The following is a 23,948-nucleotide window of genomic DNA, read 5'->3' as shown; positions in this document are numbered from 1 at the left end:
TTTAATGAGTTTTAAAAGTGCAAAAGTGAGCTTAGAAAAAGATTTAAATGCCATTAAAGAGGCAAGTTTATGGAAAACTGAACGCATCATTGCATCTGATCAAAAAAACCAAATTACACTTGAAGGTGGCACTGATGTGATCAATATGTGCGCGAATAATTATCTTGGTTTAGCAAACCATTCTGAGGTAATTCAAGCGGCGAAAGATAGTTTTAGTGACTGGGGTTTTGGCTTGTCATCTGTCCGCTTTATTTGCGGCACTCAGAGCATCCATAAAAAACTTGAACACAAGGTTAGTGAATTTCTTGGCATGGAAGATACGATTCTCTACGCAGCTTGTTTTGATGCCAATACAGGACTCTTTGAAACAATTTTATCTAAGGATGATGCGGTTATATCTGACGAACTCAACCATGCTTCAATCATTGATGGTGTTCGTCTTTGTAAGGCCGCTCGATTTCGTTATAAGCACAATGATATGAGCGATCTTGAAGCAAAACTAATTGAAGCTAAAGAGAGTGGAGCTAGACGTATTCTAATTACAACTGACGGTGTTTTTTCGATGGATGGCACTATTGCGCAGCTCAACAAAATATGTGATTTGGCTGATAAGTATGATGCTATGGTCCATCATGATGACTGTCATGCGACTGGCTTTATAGGAAAGACAGGCCGTGGAGTTCATGAATATTGTGATGTGATGGACCGTGTTGATATTATTACTGGAACCTTTGGCAAAGCGCTTGGTGGTGGCTCGGGTGGCTTCACCTCAGGTCGTCAAGAAATCATTGACATGTTGAGGCAAAGCTCCAGACCCTATTTATTTTCAAATACTGTCGCGCCTTCTATATGCGCAGCCTCGATAAAAGTATTAGAGATGCTTTCAAACTCTACAGAACTAAGAGATCATCTAGAAAAAAATACGCATTACTTTCGTCAAGGTATGCAAGAGGCAGGCTTTAATGTAGATGATGGGGTTCATCCAATTGTTCCAGTCATGTTAGGTGATGCCAAATTAGCACAAAAGATGTCAGTCAAACTTCTAGAAAAAGGGATTTATGCTATTGGTTTTTTCTTTCCTGTAGTGCCAAAAGGTAAAGCAAGAATCAGAGTACAAATATCAGCTGGACATACTAAGAGTGATTTAGATAAAGCAATTGAAGCTTTTTCCTCTACTTATAGGGATTTATCAAATTAAAGAAAAACAATTAATCAATACTAAAAAAAAATATGGTGGAATGATATGAGATTAGACTAATCACCTACAGCCCTTATATTTAAAGATATATTAATTATCGATATAAATTCTACTCACAATTAAATATATTATCCCTCCACCAATTTTGTTAATATCTAATATCTAATATTTGGAATTAGGCGCCAATATTTACCATAACATGCCTGATGTTTGTATAGTCTTCCAGCGAATATATAGATAAATCTTTTCCATAACCTGATGACTTGACGCCACCATGTGGCATTTCAGAAGCTAGCATGAAATGTGTATTGACCCAGGTACAACCATACTGAAGCCTAGCAGCAGTTGCCATCCCTTTTGTAATATTTTGAGTCCAAACTGATGATGCTAATCCATATGGAGAATCATTTGCCCATCCAATAGCATCTTCAACATCAGAAAATGGTGTCACAGAAACTACTGGGCCAAAAACTTCTTTTTGAACAATTTCATCATCATGGTTGGCTCCAGCAACGACTGTCGGTAGATAAAAATTACCTACACCATCTTTAGCATGTCCACCTGTTGTAATCTCTATATTGTCAACTAATTTAGCCTTTTCAATAAATCCAGAAACCCTATTTAAATGTTCAGCAGTAATTAAAGGAGGTATGTCATTTTTACTGTCATCATCATTACCATAACCAATAGTATTTACTGCTTGAGTTAATTTAGATACAACCTTATCATATATTTTTTTATCAACAAACATCCTGCAAGCAGCAGTGCAATCTTGCCCTGCATTGTAATATCCAAAGTCCTTTATACCTTCTATTAGTAGGTCAATATCAGCATCATCAAAGACAATAACTGGAGCCTTACCACCTAATTCTAGATGTGTTTTTTTAATACTATGGCTTGCAGCTTCTAAGATTTTTTTACCAGTACTAACGTCACCAGTTAATGAAATCATTTGTACATCTGGATTATGGATAAGAGCTGATCCTACAGTTTCTCCAATTCCATAGATAACATTTACTACGCCTTTTGGAAAAACTTCCGCCAAAATATCAACTATGAATAGAGTAGTTAATGGGGTTTGCTCAGAAGGCTTGAGAACGACAGTGTTACCTGTAGCTAATGCTGGAGCTAATTTCCATGCCGCCATCATTAATGGATAGTTCCAGGGAGCAATTGAACCAATAACACCGATAGGGTCTCTTCGAATCATACTGGTAAAGCCCTCTAAATACTCACCGGCAGCAGAGCCCTGCATTGTCCTACATGCAGCTGCATTAAATCTAAATACGTCAGCAACTCCAGGAATTTCATCGTTTAAAACTAAATGATATGGCTTTCCACAGTTTAATGACTCTATTCTTGCAATCTCTTCAGCTTTTTGCTCAATCATATCTGCAACTTTAAGAAGCATACCAGACCTTTCAGCAGGGGTGGTTCGTGACCATGAAGTAAAGGCAGCCTTTGCTGACTGAACTGCTAAATTAACCTGCTCAATTGATGATTGAGGTATTTCAGTTATTATCTCAGAATTAAATGGGTTGATTATTTTCTCACTAGGCCCTTCGCCCAAAACAAGTTCGTTATTAATTAGTTGTTTTATTTTCATAATGACTCCTTTGTGTAATTGGTTATTTTGTTGATCCTTCAGATTCTGAAGTTTTACTTGCTACATAGCTTGCAAAGACAATAGGAATAAAGGTGATAAGCATTATAAAAACTGCTACTACATTAGTAATTGGTCGTTGCCTTGGTCTTATTAATTCAGAAAACATCCATATTGGCAGCGTTGTTTGTTGTCCAGCAGTGAAGGTGGTTACAATGACCTCATCAAAAGACAAAGCAAAAGCCAACATACCTCCTGCTAGAATAGCTGTACCCATATTAGGAAGAATAACATAGAAAAATGTTTGAAGGTTATTTGCTCCAAGGTCCATCGATGCCTGTATTAAGTTTGGAGAAGTTCTTCTTAGCCGCGCAACTACATTATTGTAGACCACAACCATACAGAAAGTGGCGTGTCCGATTATGATAGTCCAGGTACTAAATGGGATTCCCAAAACTCCAAATGTACTTCTTAGAGATATACCAGTAATTATCCCTGGCAGAGCTATAGGTAAAATAATCAAAATAGTTATCGAACTTTTACCAAAGAAAGAAGTTTTGTAGAGAGCTCCAGCAGCTAATGTTCCTAGAATTATTGCAAGAAAAGTAGAGATAATTGCTATCTGCATAGATAATGCAACTGCATCCCATATGTCTTGCCTATTTAATACCACCTCAAACCATTTAAGGGTATAGCCAGGAGGCGGAAATTGATAGGACTTATCCTCAGTAGTGAATGCATATAGAATAATTAATAGAAGAGGGATATGCAAGAATAAAAGTCCAGCAATAGCTCCAAATTGAAGCCCTAGACCTGCCTTATTAAGCCTATTAATTGAGCCTTTTCTAAAGAGCATTAAATGCCCCCATTTTTTTGGCTAGGTATATATAAATTATCATAACCACAATTGGTACCAGTGAAAAAGCAGCAGCTAGAGGTATGTTTCCAGCTGTACCTTGATGGGTATAAACTGCTTGGCCAATAAAAAATTTGGAAGTTCCAATAATATATGGAATTATGTAGTCACCCAGTGTTAGAGAAAAGGTAAAAATCGAGCCAGCGATTATTCCTGGAAGTGCAAGTGGCAGAATCACCTTATAAAAAGTTTGCCTTTTATTAGCTCCTAAATCATATGAAGCATTAATCAAAGAATTTGGAACCCTCTCTAAAGATGCTTGGATTGGTAAAATCATAAATGGCAGCCATATATAAGTAAACACTAAAAACATTCCAATATATGAAATTGATAATGAGGGACCCCCTATTAATGGAATAGAGAGAATATTATCAAGTAGCCATTCAAGATGTAGCCTCTCAAAGAACCAGTTAATTATTCCTTCCTTAGCTAAAATGAGCTTCCAGGAATAAACCCTAACAAGATAGCTTGACCATAGAGGAAGCATAATAGCAATGAAAAGAAATATTTTGACTTTTGGAGATGTAAATTTAGCCATATAGTATGCAATTGGAAATCCAATAATTGCTGAACCAATGGTGACACAAGTTGCTAAACCAACAGTTCTAATAAGAATATCTATATTTGCAGGTGAACTAAAAAGCTCGATAAGAGTTTTAAAGCTAAACTCATAAACGATCTGACCGGTAAAGCCATCTAAATGAAAAAAAGAATGGCCTAAAAAAATTAATAGCGAGCCAAGATAGACAACTCCCAACCAAAGAAGAGGAACTATAAGAAAGGATAAAAAAATAAAATTTTTATTTCTGTAGGTGAAATTAGAAAAAGAGTCTAAAAGTTTATTCATTTAAAGTCGTAATGTCGGTTTTCTTCCAAGCAATCGTATGTTTTATATTAATGTCATATTTCTGATTAATATTGCCCTCTAGTGACTTAAACACACTAAGTTTACAATCATTATCAATTGCATAGGTCATCTTCAAGTGAGAGCCTTGAAACTGGCAGTCAGCTAAAGTCCCATTGGTGATGAAATATTGCTTCTTATCTATAGCAGCAAGATCTTTTTTTGTCTCCATAATAATGATATTTTCAGGTCTAACGGAGAATGCTTTGTCGAGACCAAAAATCTTCATAGCTGAATCTTTATTAAATATTGAAGTAGTTCCAATAAATTCTGCTACAAATGAATTAATTGGCTTGCTGTAGATATTTGCTGGCGTATCAATTTGTTCAATCTTACCATTGTTAAAAACAGCAATTCTATCACTCATACTTAGCGCCTCTTGTTGGTCATGAGTTACATATATAAAAGTTATTTTGAATTGCCTCTGAATATTTTTTAATTCAACCTGCATTTTTTCCCTGAGTTTAAGGTCTAAGGCACCAAGAGGTTCATCCAGTAACAAAATTTTAGGTTTATTAATAAGAGATCTAGCTAATGCGACTCTTTGTCTTTGGCCACCAGAGAGTTCACTTGGTTTGCGTAAATCGTAACCCGTTAGATTTACAATTTCAAGAATTTCATCTATCTTACGATCCATAGGTGGCCCTTTCATTTTCTGAACTTTCAGGCTATACCCAACGTTCTGTCGAACGTTCATATGAGGGAAAAGTGCATAATCTTGGAATACAGTATTAACATGTCTTTTGAAAGGTGGGATGTTTGTAACATCTTCTTCAAAAATAGAGACATTGCCATTATCTGGTGCTTCGAATCCAGCTATAACTTTAAGACATGTAGTCTTTCCAGAGCCAGAAGGCCCTAATAAGGAAAAGAATTCACCATCACTCACAGTTAAGTCTATATTATCAAGCGCCTTAATAAGGCCATATGATTTATTGATGTTTTTTAAATTTAAAGCTTTTAACATAATGCATTTAAAAAAAAGGGGGAGTGACCCCCCCTCTTTCTTATTAAGTTATATATTTATTATCTACCGCCAAGAACAGCGATATAGTCAGTAACCCATCTGTAGTATGGCACACAAACTTCCTGAGTTTTGCATGAAGCAACAGGAGTTTTCCAAAACATAATTTTATCAAAGTTGTCTATACCATTGATCTTACAGCCTTCAGGCCCAAGTAAATCAGAACCAACGCATTTTGAAGGAACTACTGGAACCGCTCCAAACCATGCTGCTAGATCACTCTGAAGATTAGAGCTCAACTGATGCTCCATCCATAGATAGGCACAATTAAGGTTTTTAGCTTCAGCGTGAACCATTGTTGTATCTGCCCAACCTGTCGCACCTTCTTTAGGAATTGTACTGGCAATTGGAACATTTGGCTTTAAAAGGTTAACCTGGAATGGCCAAGAACCTGATGCAACAAAGCCTTCATTTGTGAAGTCATCCATTTGCATAAAAGCATCATGCCAATACCTACCAACTAACTCTCTTTGTTGGCGTAACAAGTTAAGTGAAGCTTGATATTGATCTTCAGTTAACTCATAAGGATCTTTAATGCCAAGGTCTGGATTGTGATACATTAAGTACATTGCAGCATCTGCTATATGGATTGGTCCATCAAAAGCCTGAACTCTATTTTTATTGCTCTTACCATCGGCAAGCATCTGCTCTTCCCAGACAACATTCCAGCTATCTGGAACTTCATCTCCAAAAGCGTCTGTATTGTACATTAATACATTTGAACCCCATGCATAGGGCGTACCATAATGTTTACCATCCACAGTATGCCATACTGCATCTTGAAGTCTTTTATCTATTGTGTTCCAGCTTGGAATAAGATCTGTATTTATTTCTTGAACAGTTTTTCCTGCTATCATTCTAAGACTAGCATCTCCAGAAGCCGTAACTATATCAAACCCACCCTGATTCATCAATGCAACCATTTCATCAGAGGTTCCAGCTGTTTTAACATTTACGTTACAACCAGTAGATTTTTCATATGAAGTTACCCAGTCAAAAGCCTCATTAGTATCTCCTCTTTCAATATACCCAGCCCATGCCACAATATTAAGTTCCCCTTCAGGTGAGCCTAATTGACTTATGGGGGCAGCGCCTATGGAGCTTGAGCCTACGGCCAAGAATGCACCCATCATTAAGTTAAATATTTTCATAGTTTCTCCTTTGTTTTTTACATTAATCATAGCTGAAATTGCAACTATGATAAATTGAATATACACTAATAAATGGAGTGTTCAAACACTTCATTTCAAGATAATAATATTTGAATTTCAATTTGAACTATAAAGAAACTTCCAAATAATTTTTTATAATTTTTGCATTTAATAATAGATTTATACTAGCTTATATATTCATACTTTGAAGGCATACCCCCTACTGAACTCGACTAACTATTAATAATAGCCACTCTCTCACATCAAACGAAGTTTGGACTTTAGTCTCAGTTAACATATAATCCTATTATGAAAAAACTACCCCTACTTCTGCTCTCACTATTCTTTCTTAATTCCCCTGCAGTTCTTGCAGTCCATTTTGCAAATTTCGAAGTTGTAGATATAAGTCTTGGGGACAGTTTGCTCGACTTTATGAGTGAAGATGAAATACTTGATGGGATTGAGAAATACAAAGATTTAAATAGATATTCTTATCTCAATGAACCAAATAAATTCTTGGAGATCATAGTGCCGAGAGAGAAAAATATATATGACAAAGCCTCAGTTTTTATTAAGAATACTATACCAAACAACTATACGATATATGCTATCAGAGGTTACAAGGATTACATAGAGGACTTTGATGCTTGCATTAAACAAAGAGATACAATTGCAAAAATCATAACTGGTATGTTTACAGATTTAAAAACTGCTAAATCAATAGAAGAAAATAACCAAGGTATTAATGATTATTTCACTCTTAATGATTTAGACGCAACTATTGATATTTATTGTCAAGACCTTAAAGAAACTTATAGACTTAAAAACGTTTTTACTGAAGGTCTTGTTTTCGCTATTCAAGATGCAGAGTTTCGCGAATGGCGACTAAATTACAAGTAAATTAGAGATGAAATATTACCAATGATGGAGTAAGTATGGTGGAGGGAGAGGGATTCAACCAATCAACTACAGCCTTTCTATATAGGGATATATCAATTATTGGTATAAATTCTACTCACTAATCTACTCACAAATAAATTATTTATTTAATAATTTAATACTAATTAAATATACCTATCATCCCTCGCATATATATTCAGACTTTGAAGGGTACGGGGGGAGGCTCATTGCTATCGGCTAACTATTAATAATACCTCCCTCTCAGATGAAATGAAATTTGGACTTTAGTTCAAGTCACGATAAACAAAAACAATTCATGATTTTAATAGTGGCAAGTTTGGTTACTTAGAAAAATTTGTATTAAAAATATAATCTGTTACTTATGGCTCAGAAACACCCAAATACAATTTTGGTATATCAATTCCTATCTTCCATAAAAAAGGATCAGGATAAGCAGCTTCATCCTCCCGAGATAGAAACTCAATAAAATTGATATTATCTTGTTGAAAATTAAGCTGGTACAGAGTTTTATTTGTAACACTGAAAGTCTCATCTAAAGCAGTGGTCATTAGTAATTTTGCAGAATTTTCACAAGCTGTTGCGAATGAATTATCCATCTTTAAAAGGTTCACAAAAAAATTACCATTTTTAATGAAGCCGTAATCCTGCCTATCACCTTCTGCATCCGTTTGATTTGCATTAGTATCAGGGTGGTGGCACATACTAAGCTTCCAATCCTCTTCTCGCGAAAGGTCATTCAAAATCTCATAGGTCCATTGAGGCGTTCCTGGTGAAGTGTTACATTCCATCAGGAGTGCATCTGCACCTACTACTGCTTGAGCATGATCTAAAAACAGCGTGTCATTATTATTTATAGTGGTTGGCCCAGGGAGGCTTGACCAGCAATATTTGCCTAGATTAAAGCCTGTATTTGGGTTACCACTTTGGATTGTATTAGTGGTTTCAAAGGAAATCTTAGAGCCGAACTTATTACTAATAACAACCGCTACATAATCATAACTACCTGGCTTAATTGTTAATATATCAGTATTAATGGGGCTAGAAGTAAACTTTTTAATAGTGTGCTCTATGCCCTCAGTTGAATTCACAATAAATTGACAAGAACTTAAATCATTATGAGAAGTATCTTGTTTACATAAACCTATCTTATAAATTTTAATCCAGGTTTCTAGAGGGTCTTCATTACAGGAACGTTCGAGAGAGCCCCCATCCTCATTTCTGACAACTTCTCCGTTAACATCTCCCGGAGCATCAAGGGTTATAATTTTACCAGAGGCATCCTTTACACAACCCCATTGATCATGAGACGCATTGGCAACTGTTGAGGTGAGAGTTAAGATTAAAAAAATACTAGATACTAATAGCCTTGGATACATGATTTTTATGTTAAAAAAAACGCATTTTAATCCATAGCTAGGGAAAGATAAACAGCATAATGAACCGCATATGTAAAAATAATAATTTATAGCTATACATACGAACTTCAGAGCAACCATCCCTCGCATATATATAAAGACTTTGAAGGGTATGGGGGGAGGCTCATTGCTATCGGCTAAGTATTAATAATACCTCACTCACAGATGAAACGAAGTTTGGACTTTGGTTTCACTTGTCTATAATAGCTTCCATGAAAAAACTACTTCTACTTCTAACATTATCCTTTTTCTCAATTCAAGGTTTCGCAGCAGGCTGTCCTGATGGCAGTGAGCCAGTCAAAAGTTTATCTGCGGACGGTACTTATTTTGTATTTGAATGTGGAGGAAGTTCAAATAAAATCGACTTTCAAATTATTAATTTAACAGATTTTGAGGATAGTTATTTTACAGATAAGGCAGATTATGCCTCTTCAAAAATGACAAATACCATCACAAAAAATCTTGTACTAATCTATCCTGTTGGTGATTTTTTATCTGTCACACAAAATGATGAGATGGATTTCTTAGGCTCAGTTCACGTCTCACATGAAAGAATTATTGATGACTCTCAAATAAAGAAAACACTTCAAACAGTCAAAAAATTTCTAGCAAATAAAAGCTGTATTGATGCAAGAGGGAAAAATGATTTATTAAATAATATTGAATGGGTTTTGAAAAATGGCTTATACAGTGGACTCCAGGACCCTCTCTGTAGAGATGTAAGATTTGTTATGATGTCTGTTAGCCCAGAGCAAAGAAAAGATAACAATAAAGAATTACTCAGTTTGTTTTTTCATGAAATTTATCATTCTCTACAAAATGATTTGAGAAATAATTGTAGCGGTCCAAATGACCTTTGGGTTATAGAAGCTGCTGCAGAATATTTTGCAAAACACTCCGTTTCTGTTTTTGATAATTCACAACAGGACTACGTTCAAAGTATCTTTCATTGGGCATTGCAAAATGCATCACGTCATGGATTCAAACTAGAAGACCCTGGGGTTGCTGAAAAAGGATTAGGTGCTTTAAGGTTAAAAATAGAAGAAGGCTGGCTAGATGAATCAAGAATTCTTAATGGTAGCCTTTTTCATAACTGTGCTAGAGTAAAAGAATTTCAAGATAACGACCCTAAAATTCAATACCTTAAAGATAATTGGTTCAAGATTGAAAAACACAATGGTGCTTATAGATTTAATACATCTATGACAAAAGCTGATGTCAAAAATCAATTTTTAAATTCTGATGAAGAGGAAATTGAAACAGTTAATTACAACACTAAACTTGATGAAGTTTGTCGAGGCTTGATTAATAATAGTTGGAATGGTTACTTGGACATAAACAAAAACGAATTTAATTCTAAAGGCTATATGTTTGTTGTTGCCGGTGAGGATGGGCGCTGTGAGAGTGGCATTGGGAGTACCAAAGAACACGCACTAAATGAATGCACAAAATGGCAGGAAGAAAATAATATTGTTGGAACCTGTGAACTTTATGGTCGTTCAGGTGAGGTAGTTTGGGATGGTCATTTGAAACCATCGAAATAAGGCTCTAAATAAGTATCAGTGTCCACAAAAGATTATTGGTACCATGAACTAATCTACTATCCCTCGCATATATATTCAGACTTTGAAGGCACGGGGGGAGGCTCATTGAACTCGACTAACTATTAATAATACCTCCCTCACACAAAAAACGAAGTTTGGACTTTGGTTCAAGTTGACATATATATTATTATTTAAATTAAGACATGGTATTCTTAATTGAATCCCAATTAAACCTTAATACCTTTATGAAGAATCTACTTCTGATTTTAGTTTTGTCACTTTTCTCAATTCAAAGCTACTCTATTGAGCTAGAACCAAACCATCTTAAAAAAATAAAAGTCGTTAAAAATTGGGAGCCTGTTGCAGATTTTGAAGCACTAAAAGAGTATTCCAATCTTATCCCAATTGATGAGTTGTGGACGATGTACAACAATTCTTTAAATTGCAGTGAAAGACTAGCTAATGCTGATCCATACCCAACTATGGAAATGAGCATTAGACCTGAAATGAATTTGACTGAGGCATGGGGGTTTTGCCAAAAATATTTCCATGGATGGGCTAATAGGAAGCCACAAATGCTTGGTGATATCTTATTAAGATGGGCATCAGCAAAAGAAGACCCTATGATTGTATATCCAACGACAAAGTCTAATAGCCCTAATTCTGGAGCCTATCAAATTCCAAGCGTAATAGGTTCATTTGCTCAGACTTATGCCATCTGGTATGACGCAATGGATTACTCATCTGAAGAGCGTAAACGAGTTGACACCTATATGACTAGAAAACTAATGGAGCAAATGTTTCCGCCATTGAATTATGGCTATACACTTTGCAATATAAATGATATTACCACTGCTTACAAGCAAGACACAGGCATGAATAACTGTGGCAACATGAGAAGAAGGGTCTCAATCGGTGAAATTATGCTTGGCTTTAGACTTGAAGACCAAAAACTCTTAGATAAAGGACATGATGACCTGTATGTAGTTCATGCCTTTATTAACGAGGATGGTGTAGATATTAATAATGCTATGAGGGGTGGCAAAGCTATTAACTACGTCTATGACGCTTCAAAAGAAATAAGCCTTTTAGCTGAAATTTATGAAAGTGTTGGATACGACTTCCTTGAGCACTCCTTCCCTCGAGGGGCAAAAGCACATGAGTACTTAAGTTTCACTTATAAACTAATGAAAGATTTCAAACTAGTTGCCCCTTGGGCAAAATATGATATAGGGTCAGTATCTATTCCTTATGCTAGTATTAAAGACTTAACCCAAGACCAATACCAAGTTCTCATAGAAAATGGAAGGTATGACTATAAAAATGGTGACAAAGATTTTGTAAAGACACACACTAAATTTGTTAAGAGGTATATGCCAGATATTTACTTTAATGGTGTTAAGGACTACAAGATGATTGTTAGATTACAATCATATCAAAATTCTATCGTTAGGGGTATATTCCCATACGCACTTCATTTTGCAAATAATTCAAAGGAAGAAAATGCTAAAGCTGAGAAACAAAAGAGTGGTATTGAACATTGGGGTGATTCATCTGTTTGTGCCTGGTTTAAGGCAAGCCCAGAAGAAGTAGCTCCAAAAATTGAAGTAAAAAATAGAGGAATCAGTTGTAATTAAACCCTCCCTCACACAAAAAACGAAGTTTGGACTTTAGTCCAAGTTGATATACAATCCTAGTATGAAGAAACTACTACTAACTATATTAGTTCTTAGTTTAAGTCTTAGTTCCTATGCTGGGAGTTATGTTTGTACCTCTACTAGTTATTTTGATGAAGAAGACTTCACTAATGTATATGAGAAGACTAACACTGGGTATATAGACGCTCAAACTAGAGAAGTTTTCAATGTTAACGAGAATGAACATTTTTTAGCTATGTCAAATAACGGTGTTTATGATGATAGAGCTGCTGGGGTTATTGTTGCAATCATAAATAAGAACAAGATGACATTTATTAAGTCAATGACAACTGCTATTGAGCTAATGCCTCCAGTCTATAAGGCAGAGTATAGAACTGGCAAATGCATATATGTCAATTAAATTTATGAAGAAACTACTTCTAATCTTATTCATCTCTCTTGGCATAGTTGGTTCAGCTAATGCTGAAGGGTTTGATTACCATGGAATAAAGTCTGGAATGAGTAGAGAGAAAGTCAAAACTATTTTGAATTGTGAATATTTTCCTGGTTGTGAGGCACGAGATGTTTGGGATTATTTTGGAGGAATGAAAAAGGCACCTCCAAAACTTCAAGGAATTCGATTTAGATTTACCAGTGATAATAAACTTTATGGTATTCGTTTAGAATTTTCTAATACATCAAGCTATGCTCTTTCTCCTAGTACTACTGCTCATCTCAGAGCCATAAAAGAGCTTTATAAAAACTCAATAACAGTTGAACCTCAATGTTGTACTTTGGTCGATTTAATTGATAGTGATTTGTACGAAAAAGAAGCCGAAAAAATTTATAACGAAACTATCCATAGATATTAATAATTTTTAACTTATGAAAAAACTACTACTACTGCTCTTCTCTTTAATGCTTTCCTTTAATTCTTTTGCTGGAGAGGTTTGTACTTCTGACTGGAATCAGGAGCGTAACAATGTTTCAGTATTTATTGATGGAATTGTTGATGTAGAGAGTGATGATTTATTATCTGTTTGTGATGAAGGAGACATTTTAATAATGTCTGGATTTAGTTATTCTTCAATGCAAAATTCTTTATTTTCTTCTTCTAGAATAGCTTTAGCACAATTTATGGCAAGTTATTGCGACCTCAGTGAAACACAAGTCATTGAGAATCAAGTTCTTGTTTGTAAATTAGTAGATAGAGATTTATGATTATGAAAAAACTACTCCTACTTCTCTTCTCTCTAATACTCTCCTTTAATTCCTATGGTGAGTGGACGAAAACAAGCGAAGATGATGATGGTGACGCCTATTACATAGACTTTCAAACTGTTAAAAAACTAGATAATGGGAATGTTGTCTTTTGGGTTATGGTGGATAGTGCCAAAGGGGTTGAAGGAGCATTAGATAACGAACTCTATATGAGTAGCAAAATGTTTTGGCAAGGTGATTGTGATTTATTTCGCTTTAAAGTCTTATCGATAACTCAATATGAAAAACCAATGGGTAGAGGTGATAGCGAAAGTTATGATGGCTATCTTGAACTTATGGGAATGGAAGCGTGGAACTATCTACCTCCTGATAGTATTGGTTATATGAACTTAAATGAAATCTGCTCATTGGCAGAGCATTTCTCTAAGAACAATTATGAAGAAAAAGTATTAGAAACGATTGCTGAATTTGAAAGTTTTGATTGGGGAGATGATGATTCTTCATATGAAATTATTGAAGAACCAAGTGGACTTTTAGAAACTGCTCAATCTGTGTATGTAAATAAAATTGCCTCTAAGGTAAGAAGTAATTGGCGTTATCAATCTGCTGAAGATGATTGGACTGCTGAAGTGTATGTCGTTCAAGATAGAAATGGTAATGTCAGAGCAGTAGATGTTCGAAATGCTAATGTTGATGATAGTTCTAAAGCAAAGTCGTTCAGTGATTCCATTGAAAGGGCAGTTTATAAATCAACACCACTTCCATACACATCAGATGATGCTATATTTGATAGAGAAATATATATGGTATTTCGTGTGAATTAATATGAAGAAACTATTCCTACTTTTAATTCTATCCTTCTTCTCAGCTCAAAGTTTAGGCGCTCTTGATGTCTATGAATGTGAAGTCAAGATAAATCAAACTGTTTATGAAGATTGGGTTTATGAAAGACTTTATGATGTTGATACATTCATAATTAAATATGACAAAAATAAGATAACCTTTAGTGAGGATAGGATGAAAAGACCAGACATTGTTGAGTATCCTGAGTTTACTGTTACTGGGTTTCTCAATGAAGAAAAATCTCTTCAAATACTTGGCAGAGACTTGTACCAAGGAACTATTCATCTAAGTCACCTCAAAGAAAAAGATGATTTTGCCTATCTTACAATCTCATCAATGGGTGGATTTGATGGAAGCATTGTTAATTTAATTGCTAGATGTAAATCTTTTTAGCATGAAAAAGCTACTCCTACTCCTTTTACTATCCTTCTTCTCAGTTCAAAGTTTAGCTGTTCCTAATATTTTTTCTTGTGAAGTAAAACAAGATTTAAGCATTCACGAAGATTCAATTAACGATGTTAAAAGAGTTGACACATTTATCTTCACAGATGAAATTGATAATATTGTATTCAGCAATAATTACGATAAGAGACCAGCACTTATTCTTCACAAAAAATTTAAAATCATTGAATCAAGAAGAGATAGTGATGAATACTTCAACTTAAGTGGTGAAGCTGTAACTACTAAAATTCCTTTTTCATTTGTATATTATTTGGAAGAGGATTATGGTTTCCTAAGTATTGCTTATTCTCGAGCAAATAATGCTCGAGTAATGATTGCTAGATGTGTTGCCTTTTAATATGAAGAAACTACTCTCACTCCTATTCTCTTCAGTCTTTTTTATTCTTTGTTTCTTAACAGGCTTTGTCGTTATGGGCTCCATTGACTGGCAATTGGGATTAGCTATGTGGATAGCGTTCTTATGTATCTTTATTTGGTTTAGTCGCAATGATGAAGATGGAATATATAGAACATTAAAAGACACCCATCAAAGCAACCTAGATGATATTGAAAGACAGGAATTAGAAGAGCAAGAAGTAGAAGTTATTAAATGAAAAAACTACTCCTATACCTCACTCTTTTTCTTGGAGTTTTGTCAGTACAAGCAGCGCCAGAATATGGAACAGTAATAGTCTCTAAAGTAATTAGTGTTTATGACGGTGATACCTTTAGAGTAGATATAGATTCGCTCCCTCCTATAGTTGGCAAAAACATACCCATTAGGCTTAACGGGGTAGATACTCCAGAGATACGAGGAAAGTGCAAATATGAGAAAGATTTAGCCATTAAAGCACGCGATTTTGTAAGAAATAAACTAGCTAATGCCAAAGAGATTAAGCTTAATAACCTTCAAAGAGGTAAATACTTCAGGGTAGTTGCTAATGTAATGGTTGATGGCGTGAGCTTAGAACAGGAGTTACTTGATAAAGAATTTGCTTACAAGTACACTGGTGGAAAGAAATCTAGCTGGTGTAATTAATATGAAAAAACTATTATTAACTTTAAAAAAATTTATTGACAACATTAGAAGTACAATTAAATCCTTTGAGAGATAGAGTTTCGGGAATGGCAACTAAATTACAAGTGAAATATTACCAATGATGGAGTAAGTATGGCGAAGTATTTAGTTGTCTTAGAGTTGAGTTATGTAGGACAGGTTATTGAAGAAGCAGAAGTACCTATGGTTGTTGACGCTCTAGACCTAGAAGAAGTATTCCATACCCTTCAAGAAGATATGGAAATTCAATTTGAACTAGAAGATTTTGCAAATCAGAATTATGGGGAACTTGAGTTTGATGCCTGGAAACCCACACAGATTCACCAATTTACCTTGACGGAAGATGGCTTTATAGATGAAGATAAAGACCCTATTGTTGTTTGGGAAAGAGGAGATGGCGAAGTAAAATTCAATGGATAAATTCACCTAATCTTTCTCTAATCAACTTCTAATCTTCATTCATCCTCTACCTCCATTACTTAGAATGGTGGTTATGAAAAAGAAACTAATCGCAATTGTTGTTGGCGTCTCACTCGGAATACTAATCTCCTTAACAGCTAATGCTGAAGATGATAGTTATCTCATTGATGACAGTCTTGCAATGGCGAGGCAAGGTGAATTTGTAAGGGCATCAAACCTAATAGTTGATTTAGCTAATAAGGGCAATGCTGAAGCACAGTTCGTCCTTTCAATGTACTTCAGAGACCCTAACGCTCTAAACATTCCAGAACTCGGTGAGATGTGGTTATTAAGGGCTGCTGAAAATAACAATGCCGATGCTCAATATGATTTGGGTTGGCGACTCGCTGCTGGTTGGAAGGAAGACTCTGTAGAAGATATTGTGGAAATGATATATTGGTTTGAAAGAGCAACCTTTAATGGAAGCGATGATTCGTATGCTAATTTAGCGACACTCTATGAAAATGAACATAGAGATGTATTGGTGGAGATGGAGGTTGCTGCTAATAATGGAAATGCTATGGCTCAGTTTAACCTTGGATGGATTAATGCAAGAGGGTTATATGGTTCACAAGGATTAATGCAAGATATAGATGTTGCTAAAGATTGGTTTGAAAAGTCTGCAAAGCTAGGATTCAAAGATGCAATTGAAGTACTCGAGAAGAACTTCTAAATAATGGCATAATAACTACTGTTTTTGTATGGCTTGTGTCTATAGCAGATGCAATTGTTTACGGAGTCATTTACTTTTTTCTAATGATAATAATTTTAGAGGTAATAGAACATAATGAAAAATAAATTGCAGGTGACTTTACGCTCGATGAAAAGCATAAACGCAAGGCTACATTGGACTACAACAGTTACAGAAAAACTAATGCTTGGTGGCATAGGTGTATTAACTGTTGTAGCTGCTGCCAACGAAGTATGGGGTATGTGGTTACTACAAAATATTGAACTAGCAGACTTATTTTTGCTATTCATTTATACAGAAATTGTAGGAATGGTTGGTGCTTATTATATTAGTAATAGAATTCCAGTAACACTACCAATTATTATTGCAATGACGGCATTGTGTAGATTGATTATATTACACAGTAAAGATGCTGACCCTTGGGTATTAATAGCAGAAGCAGGTGCTATCGTTTTATTAGCAGGAGCAGCCTATGTTATGAGTGCTAAAGAAAAACTAAGTTTAGAAAAGAAGATACAAAAGGAGAAACAAAAGGAGTTATAGTGGGAATACTAATCTCATTATTCCAATCTCTTGTATCTATAGCAGATGGAGATGATTATTGGGCAGAAGGTGGTATGCCGCTATCAACAGAATCTTCAGTAGATTGAATCTTAAAGTAGTATTTATATAATTTATATTCTATTTTATAAATTAAAATACTACCTAATGAGATGCCTTGAGATTTCAACGCTCAAGATAACATTACCTGTCTAGTTACTCACTGGCAAAAATCATTCTAGGAACAGCTATATTTCTTAGCTGACAATCCTAATCACACTTAGCAATCATCCTGTTTATCAGGTGGTTTTCTATCATGCATTTTAGGAGAATAAATAATGCAAGTAATTAAACTCAAGAAAGTTATAGCACTAACTTCACTCAGTAGTGCAACAATCTATCGTCTTGCCAAGAAAGGAGAATTTCCAAAGCAATTAAAACTTGCAGAAAGAAGTTCTGGCTGGCTATTAGACGAAATAAATGATTGGTTAGAATCAAAATCTATCCTCAGAAATGGAGGTCAACTATGAACGATTGGCCTGACTATGAAGAAGATGATATTAACCATGGATCTTTTGTCTTCTATGAGAGTTTCTTTTTATCGATGGAGAGCCTCAAATTTGAGGAAATAGCGATGTTTTTAGATGCAATATGCAGATACGCTCTTTATGAAAAAACGTCCGATTTACCCCCAAATATTGAAGGCATGTTTAAACTGGTTAAACCCCAGCTTGATGCAAATTTAAGAAAGAGAAGAAATGGCAAGTTAGGAGGACGCCCTATCATTAATAAACCTTAGGTTATGAAGTTGATAACCTAATGTAAATGCTAATGTAAATATTAAGGTTAAGGCTAATGTCACTATTAATGTCAATGACAATATCACTGGTTTTAAACTAATCTAATTTTTCTTAAGATATTGTTGTTTTTGATATTCAAAAAACTCTACCTTAACCTTATGTTTTTTGTTGATTATGATTGATTGTCCTTTGAATTCATCGAGTCCAACAATCTCCAGAGTTTCTGGTTCAATATAAAAAGAGTATCTATCAAATTGAGCATGATGATTTGGGCATAGACAAATCATATTTGCCTTTGTATCAGGGCCATTATGAGGCCTTCCTATAGCTTTTATATGGGCTGCTTCAGAAATACCTATTCCTTCTGTTGGGGTCTTTAAAAAGACTTTACAGACCTGACAAGTATTGTTATACAAGTCTCTAATTTGATGAGCAAAGCTATCGTTTCTTTTGACTCGATTTCCAGAGTACTGAACTCTTTCTGAAGGTGATGTTGGATGTTCAATGTCATCATTTATTATGGCTCCTTCCTCTTTTTGAAGATGAAACCTACAAACAAAAAATCCTTCTCTCCCTTTGACTCTTTCATAATCAGTTACATAATAAAGTCCATCATAACGATATCCTTCATCAGGCCCTCGATCTACTTGGTGTCCACGTGTAACTCTGACTGGATGATTGTATTCCTTATTAAGCTGAAGCCCTTTATTTACTAGGGTAAATTGTTGGTCTTTGATTTGTTTCCCACTAACTGGGTCTCGTCCACCTTGACCGGTATAAAGGATATATTCACCATCATCAATATCATCAGCATAACCACCTGATAAGACAATAGAAGCTGAACCTTCATCTTGTCTCCCCCAAATTCCAGCCTGAGGAGGCGTATGAATTCCAGATAAACCTAACTCCTCTCGACTTAAAAATACTTGGCCCTCTTTAGTTCCATCAATATGACCAAACTTCATTTCAGGCTTGCCACTTTCAAATGAAATCTTATAAAAATTATCCTTACTGGTCTTATTAAATACAAGATCCATTTGAGATTTCCTATCATGAGGCACAACAGTATTCCATGTGGGAAATTTTTGCTTAAGAAGAGTTGTAAAATCAGACTCCCACCTCATTTTTATTCTTGAATAATTTTGATCTACCCATGAGAGTTTTGCACTAAAGTTGACGGCATCAACTTGAAAGAGTAAGTTAATATCACTTGCTTTATTATTGTTAATATTAAAAAAATTATAAAAAGCTTTTGGTAATCCAGAGCTATTCTCATAAAAAGCAGAATAATCAAGAGTTTTTAATATTTTTTTGTCGCTTAACTTACTCCATGAATTCTGCTTCTTAATATTATTAACAATAATTTTTTCAGATTTTTTTTCTAATATTTCAATATCAAAAATATCTTTATCTGTAGCTTTAGAAAAAATAAAAGTAACTTTATAGTCATCTATATTCTCAGACTCTTCCCATTCTTTAAGCAATATATTTAGTACATCAGAAAAACCGTTTAGCCAAATTTCTCTTGAATTGCCACTTTCAGGACCAGAAAGCATAACATGATATTCAGACCCTGGTAGGTCTGGTAAGTCATGCTCAGAAGACATTCGTAGGTGCATGAAACTTACAGATGGGCCCATATTAAAGAATGAATAAAAGCCTTTAGGTATAGCTATCCTCTTTCTTCTTAAAACATTTATACTTATTGGGCAGCTTAAAGTCGATTTGTCTATCTTAGTCGGCTTGGTAAGTATGTCTTCATTCCATATATAGTTATCCATGGCTAGATCACTTTCCTATGGGAGATTCTCATAGCCTATAGCCCTTGAGCTCATATAACAATATGAGGCTGTATCTTCTATGTCATTATTTTCCATTAAACAGCTCAGGTAAGCCCAATCATAGCTAGCAATTACCACAAGTATGATGACTAAAATTGGTAGCGAAAAAATTAAATTTTTATAATACTTTTCTTTCATAATGATCTAATCTAAAGCATCTTCTAAATTAAATAAATAGATTAAAAACTTCATTACTAAACTCATGAAGGTGGTTACAACAATAGCGTAGAAAAAAAGGCCAGACCATGCTAATGCTTTATTAGTCTCCTCTATAGTACTTGCCTCAAAAAACTTTCCCAAATCACTATCTAATATTGGATTTAAAACTCCAAGTAAAACGTAACCAGCAGGTGACAGCACCCTAACAAAAAAATCTTTATACGTTGTAACACCATCATTGTTCATGTCCTGAAGGAAAGGGCCATAGCCTATATTAATACTATATAAAATTATGGCTGTAATCCCTAGAACCCCTAGCATTAAGGCAATAGCAAATAGGTATTTAAAAATCTCTTTAAAAGTTTCCATGAAGAAATTATAGCTCAATATGATTTTAAAAAAGACTCTGTTGAAGCTCAGATGGAGATACTGAAGTTTTGTTTTGAAGTTTATCTAAATAATTAGACCAATCCTGCATCATTTTTTTTCGCTCAGGAAGGTATTCAGCATGGTTATAAGCCCCTCTTATCTTGTTACCCTCAGCATGTGCGAGCTGCATTTCAATAACATCACCTTTAAATCCTAGCTCATTAAGCCTGGTACTTGCCATACTTCTAAACGAGTGGGTTGTAAATTCATCTTTCTCGATACCTAACTTTCTTATAGCGTTTCTAAGTGAATCAGGAGTGATAGGCTTTTCAATATCCCTAGGTGAAGGAAATACATACTCACCTCCCCTACTATACTTGCTTATTTCTTTAAACAGATTTACGATTTGCTTACTCATTGGCACAAGATGCATTCTGTTCATCTTCATTCTCTCAGGGCTAATTCTTATTAGCTTTTCATCAAAATCAATCTCACTCCATAATAAACCCACAAGTTCATTAGGTCTCAAGAAAACATGAGGAGCAATATTTAATGCTGATTTAACTTCATAACTACCTCGATATTGTTCTAGCTTCTCAAGCAGTGGGGCAATCTTTTTAGGGTCTACAATAGTGGAGTAGTGTTTAACTGGTTTTTTCTTAAAGATATCATTAGGAAGGTCTCTTACAGGATTCACTGAAATCACTCCCATACCTACCGAATACTTAAAAATACCATTAGCTATACCTTTAACTTTGCGCAGCATATCTAACTTACCTGAATCCTGAATTTTGAGGAGCAAATTTCGCATATCAGGGGGCTTTATGTCTTCGATGGGTAAATTACCAAGAGTAGGGATTAAATAGTTATTTGACCTCTGTATGGCTTGCTTAGTTGTTTTTGAACTCCAATCATCTTTATTGTTATCAATCCATTGATTGAACATATCTAAAAAAGTAGAATTAACTGAGGTTGACAACAATTTCTCTTGCTTAGGATTTATGCCTTGTTTGAGCATTTGCTTATTAATATCACGAGCCTGTCTAGCGTCGAGTAAAGAAATCATGGGATAACTACCTAATGACATCATTGTAGCTTTATTGTTATAACGATATCTATGTCGCCATAGCTTGGAGCCATTTGGATTAATCTCTATTGCTAGTCCATGACTATCGGCAACACGGTATTGTTTTTTTTTGGGCTTTAGGTTTTTTAACTTTAAGTCAGTAAGCATAAATACAGAATCAGAGAATCTACTCACAATCCTACTCACAAAATGAGAATATGTCAAGAGTTAATATGAAACTTTAAAAGAATATGAAATCCTTTAAATGTATATATAATATAGACTTTATCTACACTTATTGAATCTTAGCAAGACATTCTGAGAACTTTGTTTGGTGGAGGGAGAGGGATTCGAACCCTCGATACCGTGAGGTATACACGCTTTCCAAGCGGGCGCGATCGACCACTCTGCCACCCCTCCTAAACTTTTGGTATTTTATACTTTAGAGGACTCTATCATTGCCTCTAATTGCTCATCTTCAATACGAGTCATAAGCGGTTTAAATTTATTGATGTGATGACTTGTCAGTGGACTCTTAATACCATCCCAGTTCAGTGAGTCGATATTAAGGAACTCCTCTGAACTCTTAGCCATCTCTGGAAGCACCGGCTTAAGATAGGTCATCAAAACTCTAAACAGGTTAATCGCTAGAGACGTTACCTCGTGAACCTCTTGCGCCTTACCCTCTTCTTTTGCAAGTTGCCAAGGCTTCTTCTCGTCAATGTACTGATTCGCCTTGTCCGCAAGCTTCATAATTGAGCGCATAGCGTGGCCAAAGTTCCTCGCCTCATAATGTGCTGCAATTTCAGGGCCAGCGGCTACAAACTCATCGTAGAGCACCTGCTCGATGCATTGAGCGGACAGCTCTTTGTCATACTTCTTAACAACGAACGAAGCGCTTCTTGAGGCAATGTTTACGACCTTGCCCACAATGTCTGAATTCACGCGCTGCTTAAAGTCCTCAAGGTTTAAGTCAATGTCATCAATCTTAGAAGATAACTTATAGGCATAGTAATAACGAAGGCACTCTGGATTAAGGGTCTCTAAGTAAGTCCTTGCCTGAATGAAGGTTCCGCGCGACTTACTCATCTTCTGACCGTTGACCGATAAGAAGCCGTGCGCAAAGATTGCGTTCGGCGTTCTAAAGTTTGAGCCCATAAGTGTTGCCGGCCAAAACAGTGCGTGGAAGTAAACAATGTCCTTGCCAATGAAGTGATAAAGCTCAGTGTCAGACCCCTTTGCAAAAAAATCATCAAACTCAAGATCACTGTTATCACATAATTTTTTAAAGCTCGCCATGTAGCCAATAGGCGCATCAAGCCAGACATAGAAGTACTTGTCCTCGGTTCCTGGAATTTGAAAGCCAAAGTAAGGCTTATCCCTAGAAATATCCCACTGCTGAAGTCCTTGCTCAAACCACTCAGCTAATTTATTGCTGACCTCTTCTTGCAGATGTCCAGCATTAGTCCATTCCTTTAATTGCTGTTCGAATTGAGGAAGGTCAAAGAAGTAGTGCTCAGACTCTTTTTCAATTGGGACTGCGCCCGAGACAACCGACCTAGCATTCTTAAGCTCTGTTGTTGAATAAGTTGCGCCGCATACCTCACAGTTATCGCCGTACTGATCATCAGCACCGCACTTAGGGCATTCGCCTTTAATGAAGCGGTCTGGTAGAAACATTTCTTTTTCAGGATCATAGGCCTGAGATATTACGCGGGTCTTAATAAAGCCTGAATCTTTAAGGCGAGAATAGATAAGCTCTGAGTAATGACGGTTCTCTTCAGAGTGTGTCGAGTGGAACTGACTGAAGTTAACATTAAAATCTTTAAAGTCTGCCTGGTGACGCTCACTAACCCCAGCAATTAACTCTTCAGGATCAATCCCCATCTCATCTGCCTTGAGCATAATTGGGGTTCCGTGGGCATCGTCCGCGCACACATAATGACACTCATTACCCTGCATTTTTTGAAACCGAACCCAGATATCTGTCTGAATGTATTCAAGCAAGTGCCCTAAATGAATCTCACCGTTAGCATAAGGCAGAGCTGAAGTAACAAGTATTCTTCGTTTGGTCATAATTTGTTATCAATAATCCCAATATTATTAAGGATTCCTAAGATAGTTGTACGATAAAATAGCGCTATTTTA

Annotated in this window: 27 protein-coding genes and 1 tRNA gene; 17 read left to right on the top strand and 11 right to left on the bottom strand. The window is 35.5% G+C overall.

The annotated features are described in order from the left end of the window. The first annotated feature begins 4 nt into the window (after nucleotides 1–4). A complete protein-coding gene (kbl, locus tag ABXT69_RS04505) occupies nucleotides 5–1,198 on the top strand; it encodes a glycine C-acetyltransferase (RefSeq protein WP_416676993.1) in 1,194 nt (397 codons plus the stop codon). Nucleotides 1,199–1,373: 175 nt separating this feature from the next. Here the strand turns inward: kbl and ABXT69_RS04500 are convergent, their stop codons facing one another. Genes ABXT69_RS04500 through ABXT69_RS04480 form a run of 5 tightly spaced genes read right to left on the bottom strand, consistent with a single transcriptional unit; the run spans nucleotide 1,374 to nucleotide 6,796 of the window. Further along, on the bottom strand, nucleotides 1,374–2,804 hold the full coding sequence (locus ABXT69_RS04500) for a gamma-aminobutyraldehyde dehydrogenase (RefSeq protein ID WP_416676992.1): 1,431 nt from the start codon (nucleotides 2,802–2,804) through the stop codon (nucleotides 1,374–1,376). Nucleotides 2,805–2,826: 22 nt separating this feature from the next. Next, nucleotides 2,827–3,657, bottom strand: a complete 831-nt coding sequence (locus ABXT69_RS04495; RefSeq protein WP_416676991.1) for an ABC transporter permease — start codon at nucleotides 3,655–3,657, stop codon at nucleotides 2,827–2,829. Beyond that, entirely contained in the window at nucleotides 3,647–4,564 is a 918-nt protein-coding gene (locus ABXT69_RS04490; RefSeq protein ID WP_416676990.1) for an ABC transporter permease, read from the bottom strand. The genes ABXT69_RS04495 and ABXT69_RS04490 overlap by 11 nt, the downstream gene beginning before the upstream one ends. Further along, the gene (locus ABXT69_RS04485) at nucleotides 4,557–5,588 is read right to left on the bottom strand and encodes an ABC transporter ATP-binding protein (RefSeq protein WP_416676989.1); all 1,032 of its coding nucleotides are present in this window, start codon (nucleotides 5,586–5,588) and stop codon (nucleotides 4,557–4,559) included. Before ABXT69_RS04485 ends, ABXT69_RS04490 begins: the two co-directional genes overlap by 8 nt. A gap of 59 nt (nucleotides 5,589–5,647) precedes the next feature. Further along, the gene (locus ABXT69_RS04480; protein WP_416676988.1) at nucleotides 5,648–6,796 is read right to left on the bottom strand and encodes an ABC transporter substrate-binding protein; all 1,149 of its coding nucleotides are present in this window, start codon (nucleotides 6,794–6,796) and stop codon (nucleotides 5,648–5,650) included. A gap of 309 nt (nucleotides 6,797–7,105) precedes the next feature. On the opposite strand from ABXT69_RS04480, the gene ABXT69_RS04475 reads away from it, so the two are divergent. Then, on the top strand, nucleotides 7,106–7,696 hold the full coding sequence (locus ABXT69_RS04475) for a hypothetical protein (protein WP_416676987.1): 591 nt from the start codon (nucleotides 7,106–7,108) through the stop codon (nucleotides 7,694–7,696). Nucleotides 7,697–8,076: 380 nt separating this feature from the next. Here the strand turns inward: ABXT69_RS04475 and ABXT69_RS04470 are convergent, their stop codons facing one another. Next, nucleotides 8,077–9,093: a hypothetical protein gene (locus ABXT69_RS04470; RefSeq protein ID WP_416676986.1), complete on the bottom strand. Its 1,017-nt coding sequence runs from the start codon at nucleotides 9,091–9,093 to the stop codon at nucleotides 8,077–8,079. A 251-nt stretch (nucleotides 9,094–9,344) separates the two neighbouring features. Here ABXT69_RS04470 and ABXT69_RS04465 point away from each other — a divergent pair, with 251 nt between their 5' ends. The 15 genes from ABXT69_RS04465 to ABXT69_RS04395 all read left to right on the top strand — a co-directional run bounded on the left by ABXT69_RS04465 (nucleotide 9,345) and on the right by ABXT69_RS04395 (nucleotide 18,364). Next, nucleotides 9,345–10,676 carry a hypothetical protein gene (locus tag ABXT69_RS04465; protein ID WP_416676985.1) on the top strand — a complete coding sequence of 444 codons (1,332 nt, stop codon included), beginning with the start codon at nucleotides 9,345–9,347 and terminating at the stop codon, nucleotides 10,674–10,676. 245 nt (nucleotides 10,677–10,921) lie between these two features. Further along, nucleotides 10,922–12,313: an alginate lyase family protein gene (locus tag ABXT69_RS04460; protein WP_416676984.1), complete on the top strand. Its 1,392-nt coding sequence runs from the start codon at nucleotides 10,922–10,924 to the stop codon at nucleotides 12,311–12,313. A 61-nt stretch (nucleotides 12,314–12,374) separates the two neighbouring features. Further along, the gene (locus ABXT69_RS04455; RefSeq protein WP_416676983.1) at nucleotides 12,375–12,734 is read left to right on the top strand and encodes a hypothetical protein; all 360 of its coding nucleotides are present in this window, start codon (nucleotides 12,375–12,377) and stop codon (nucleotides 12,732–12,734) included. Beyond that, nucleotides 12,724–13,185 (top strand): hypothetical protein, encoded by a 462-nt coding sequence (locus tag ABXT69_RS04450; RefSeq protein ID WP_416676982.1) that lies wholly within the window; start codon nucleotides 12,724–12,726, stop codon nucleotides 13,183–13,185. Before ABXT69_RS04455 ends, ABXT69_RS04450 begins: the two co-directional genes overlap by 11 nt. 13 nt (nucleotides 13,186–13,198) lie before the next feature. After that, nucleotides 13,199–13,534, top strand: coding sequence for a hypothetical protein (locus ABXT69_RS04445; protein ID WP_416676981.1), 336 nt, complete (start codon nucleotides 13,199–13,201; stop codon nucleotides 13,532–13,534). Between the two features lie 2 nt (nucleotides 13,535–13,536). Then, nucleotides 13,537–14,358: a surface-adhesin E family protein gene (locus ABXT69_RS04440; protein WP_416676980.1), complete on the top strand. Its 822-nt coding sequence runs from the start codon at nucleotides 13,537–13,539 to the stop codon at nucleotides 14,356–14,358. 1 nt (nucleotide 14,359) lies between these two features. Continuing rightward, on the top strand, nucleotides 14,360–14,770 hold the full coding sequence (locus tag ABXT69_RS04435; RefSeq protein ID WP_416676979.1) for a hypothetical protein: 411 nt from the start codon (nucleotides 14,360–14,362) through the stop codon (nucleotides 14,768–14,770). Nucleotide 14,771: 1 nt separating this feature from the next. Continuing rightward, the gene (locus tag ABXT69_RS04430; protein WP_416676978.1) at nucleotides 14,772–15,176 is read left to right on the top strand and encodes a hypothetical protein; all 405 of its coding nucleotides are present in this window, start codon (nucleotides 14,772–14,774) and stop codon (nucleotides 15,174–15,176) included. A gap of 1 nt (nucleotide 15,177) precedes the next feature. After that, a complete protein-coding gene (locus tag ABXT69_RS04425; protein WP_416676977.1) occupies nucleotides 15,178–15,432 on the top strand; it encodes a hypothetical protein in 255 nt (84 codons plus the stop codon). Continuing rightward, nucleotides 15,429–15,857: a thermonuclease family protein gene (locus ABXT69_RS04420; RefSeq protein WP_416676976.1), complete on the top strand. Its 429-nt coding sequence runs from the start codon at nucleotides 15,429–15,431 to the stop codon at nucleotides 15,855–15,857. Before ABXT69_RS04425 ends, ABXT69_RS04420 begins: the two co-directional genes overlap by 4 nt. Before the next feature lie 132 nt (nucleotides 15,858–15,989). Beyond that, nucleotides 15,990–16,295: a hypothetical protein gene (locus ABXT69_RS04415; protein WP_416676975.1), complete on the top strand. Its 306-nt coding sequence runs from the start codon at nucleotides 15,990–15,992 to the stop codon at nucleotides 16,293–16,295. Nucleotides 16,296–16,368: 73 nt separating this feature from the next. Continuing rightward, nucleotides 16,369–17,007, top strand: coding sequence for a tetratricopeptide repeat protein (locus ABXT69_RS04410; RefSeq protein ID WP_416676974.1), 639 nt, complete (start codon nucleotides 16,369–16,371; stop codon nucleotides 17,005–17,007). 114 nt (nucleotides 17,008–17,121) lie between these two features. Continuing rightward, the gene (locus ABXT69_RS04405) at nucleotides 17,122–17,568 is read left to right on the top strand and encodes a phosphate-starvation-inducible protein PsiE (RefSeq protein ID WP_416650696.1); all 447 of its coding nucleotides are present in this window, start codon (nucleotides 17,122–17,124) and stop codon (nucleotides 17,566–17,568) included. A 335-nt stretch (nucleotides 17,569–17,903) separates the two neighbouring features. Then, the gene (locus tag ABXT69_RS04400; protein ID WP_416676973.1) at nucleotides 17,904–18,095 is read left to right on the top strand and encodes a helix-turn-helix transcriptional regulator; all 192 of its coding nucleotides are present in this window, start codon (nucleotides 17,904–17,906) and stop codon (nucleotides 18,093–18,095) included. Continuing rightward, nucleotides 18,092–18,364 (top strand): DUF6291 domain-containing protein, encoded by a 273-nt coding sequence (locus tag ABXT69_RS04395; RefSeq protein ID WP_416676972.1) that lies wholly within the window; start codon nucleotides 18,092–18,094, stop codon nucleotides 18,362–18,364. Before ABXT69_RS04400 ends, ABXT69_RS04395 begins: the two co-directional genes overlap by 4 nt. A gap of 102 nt (nucleotides 18,365–18,466) precedes the next feature. Here the strand turns inward: ABXT69_RS04395 and ABXT69_RS04390 are convergent, their stop codons facing one another. From ABXT69_RS04390 to metG, 5 genes are all read right to left on the bottom strand, one after another. Then, nucleotides 18,467–20,146, bottom strand: a complete 1,680-nt coding sequence (locus ABXT69_RS04390; RefSeq protein WP_416676971.1) for a YDG/SRA domain-containing protein — start codon at nucleotides 20,144–20,146, stop codon at nucleotides 18,467–18,469. A gap of 204 nt (nucleotides 20,147–20,350) precedes the next feature. Further along, nucleotides 20,351–20,734: a hypothetical protein gene (locus ABXT69_RS04385; protein WP_416676970.1), complete on the bottom strand. Its 384-nt coding sequence runs from the start codon at nucleotides 20,732–20,734 to the stop codon at nucleotides 20,351–20,353. Between the two features lie 25 nt (nucleotides 20,735–20,759). Further along, entirely contained in the window at nucleotides 20,760–21,995 is a 1,236-nt protein-coding gene (locus ABXT69_RS04380) for a tyrosine-type recombinase/integrase (RefSeq protein WP_416676969.1), read from the bottom strand. Between the two features lie 137 nt (nucleotides 21,996–22,132). Next, nucleotides 22,133–22,220: transfer RNA gene (locus tag ABXT69_RS04375), tRNA-Ser, on the bottom strand. A gap of 15 nt (nucleotides 22,221–22,235) precedes the next feature. Beyond that, nucleotides 22,236–23,876 carry a methionine--tRNA ligase gene (gene metG, locus ABXT69_RS04370; RefSeq protein ID WP_416676968.1) on the bottom strand — a complete coding sequence of 547 codons (1,641 nt, stop codon included), beginning with the start codon at nucleotides 23,874–23,876 and terminating at the stop codon, nucleotides 22,236–22,238. Between the last annotated feature and the right edge of the window lie 72 nt (nucleotides 23,877–23,948).

The organism is Candidatus Pseudothioglobus sp. Uisw_016, assembly GCF_048087635.1.
Lineage (GTDB): Bacteria > Pseudomonadota > Gammaproteobacteria > PS1 > Pseudothioglobaceae > Pseudothioglobus.
Note: the sequence above shows the minus strand (reverse complement) of the source record. Positions and strands in the feature narration are given on the sequence as shown.

Excerpts from the sequence above, each read along its gene's own strand:
- ABXT69_RS04415 (WP_416676975.1), top strand. The coding sequence starts at position 15,990 with ATGGCGAAGTATTTAGTTGTCTTAGAGTTGAGTTATGTAGGACAGGTT.
- ABXT69_RS04485 (WP_416676989.1), bottom strand. The coding sequence starts at position 5,588 with ATGTTAAAAGCTTTAAATTTAAAAAACATCAATAAATCATATGGCCTT.
- ABXT69_RS04500 (WP_416676992.1), bottom strand. The coding sequence starts at position 2,804 with ATGAAAATAAAACAACTAATTAATAACGAACTTGTTTTGGGCGAAGGG.
- ABXT69_RS04495 (WP_416676991.1), bottom strand. The coding sequence starts at position 3,657 with ATGCTCTTTAGAAAAGGCTCAATTAATAGGCTTAATAAGGCAGGTCTA.
- ABXT69_RS04470 (WP_416676986.1), bottom strand. The coding sequence starts at position 9,093 with ATGTATCCAAGGCTATTAGTATCTAGTATTTTTTTAATCTTAACTCTC.
- ABXT69_RS04460 (WP_416676984.1), top strand. The coding sequence starts at position 10,922 with ATGAAGAATCTACTTCTGATTTTAGTTTTGTCACTTTTCTCAATTCAA.
- ABXT69_RS04390 (WP_416676971.1), bottom strand. The coding sequence starts at position 20,146 with ATGGATAACTATATATGGAATGAAGACATACTTACCAAGCCGACTAAG.
- ABXT69_RS04450 (WP_416676982.1), top strand. The coding sequence starts at position 12,724 with ATGTCAATTAAATTTATGAAGAAACTACTTCTAATCTTATTCATCTCT.
- ABXT69_RS04385 (WP_416676970.1), bottom strand. The coding sequence starts at position 20,734 with ATGGAAACTTTTAAAGAGATTTTTAAATACCTATTTGCTATTGCCTTA.
- ABXT69_RS04475 (WP_416676987.1), top strand. The coding sequence starts at position 7,106 with ATGAAAAAACTACCCCTACTTCTGCTCTCACTATTCTTTCTTAATTCC.
- ABXT69_RS04405 (WP_416650696.1), top strand. The coding sequence starts at position 17,122 with ATGAAAAATAAATTGCAGGTGACTTTACGCTCGATGAAAAGCATAAAC.
- ABXT69_RS04490 (WP_416676990.1), bottom strand. The coding sequence starts at position 4,564 with ATGAATAAACTTTTAGACTCTTTTTCTAATTTCACCTACAGAAATAAA.
- ABXT69_RS04455 (WP_416676983.1), top strand. The coding sequence starts at position 12,375 with ATGAAGAAACTACTACTAACTATATTAGTTCTTAGTTTAAGTCTTAGT.
- metG (WP_416676968.1), bottom strand. The coding sequence starts at position 23,876 with ATGACCAAACGAAGAATACTTGTTACTTCAGCTCTGCCTTATGCTAAC.
- ABXT69_RS04440 (WP_416676980.1), top strand. The coding sequence starts at position 13,537 with ATGAAAAAACTACTCCTACTTCTCTTCTCTCTAATACTCTCCTTTAAT.
- ABXT69_RS04430 (WP_416676978.1), top strand. The coding sequence starts at position 14,772 with ATGAAAAAGCTACTCCTACTCCTTTTACTATCCTTCTTCTCAGTTCAA.
- ABXT69_RS04410 (WP_416676974.1), top strand. The coding sequence starts at position 16,369 with ATGAAAAAGAAACTAATCGCAATTGTTGTTGGCGTCTCACTCGGAATA.
- ABXT69_RS04400 (WP_416676973.1), top strand. The coding sequence starts at position 17,904 with ATGCAAGTAATTAAACTCAAGAAAGTTATAGCACTAACTTCACTCAGT.
- ABXT69_RS04435 (WP_416676979.1), top strand. The coding sequence starts at position 14,360 with ATGAAGAAACTATTCCTACTTTTAATTCTATCCTTCTTCTCAGCTCAA.
- ABXT69_RS04445 (WP_416676981.1), top strand. The coding sequence starts at position 13,199 with ATGAAAAAACTACTACTACTGCTCTTCTCTTTAATGCTTTCCTTTAAT.
- ABXT69_RS04395 (WP_416676972.1), top strand. The coding sequence starts at position 18,092 with ATGAACGATTGGCCTGACTATGAAGAAGATGATATTAACCATGGATCT.
- ABXT69_RS04420 (WP_416676976.1), top strand. The coding sequence starts at position 15,429 with ATGAAAAAACTACTCCTATACCTCACTCTTTTTCTTGGAGTTTTGTCA.
- ABXT69_RS04425 (WP_416676977.1), top strand. The coding sequence starts at position 15,178 with ATGAAGAAACTACTCTCACTCCTATTCTCTTCAGTCTTTTTTATTCTT.
- ABXT69_RS04465 (WP_416676985.1), top strand. The coding sequence starts at position 9,345 with ATGAAAAAACTACTTCTACTTCTAACATTATCCTTTTTCTCAATTCAA.
- ABXT69_RS04480 (WP_416676988.1), bottom strand. The coding sequence starts at position 6,796 with ATGAAAATATTTAACTTAATGATGGGTGCATTCTTGGCCGTAGGCTCA.
- kbl (WP_416676993.1), top strand. The coding sequence starts at position 5 with ATGAGTTTTAAAAGTGCAAAAGTGAGCTTAGAAAAAGATTTAAATGCC.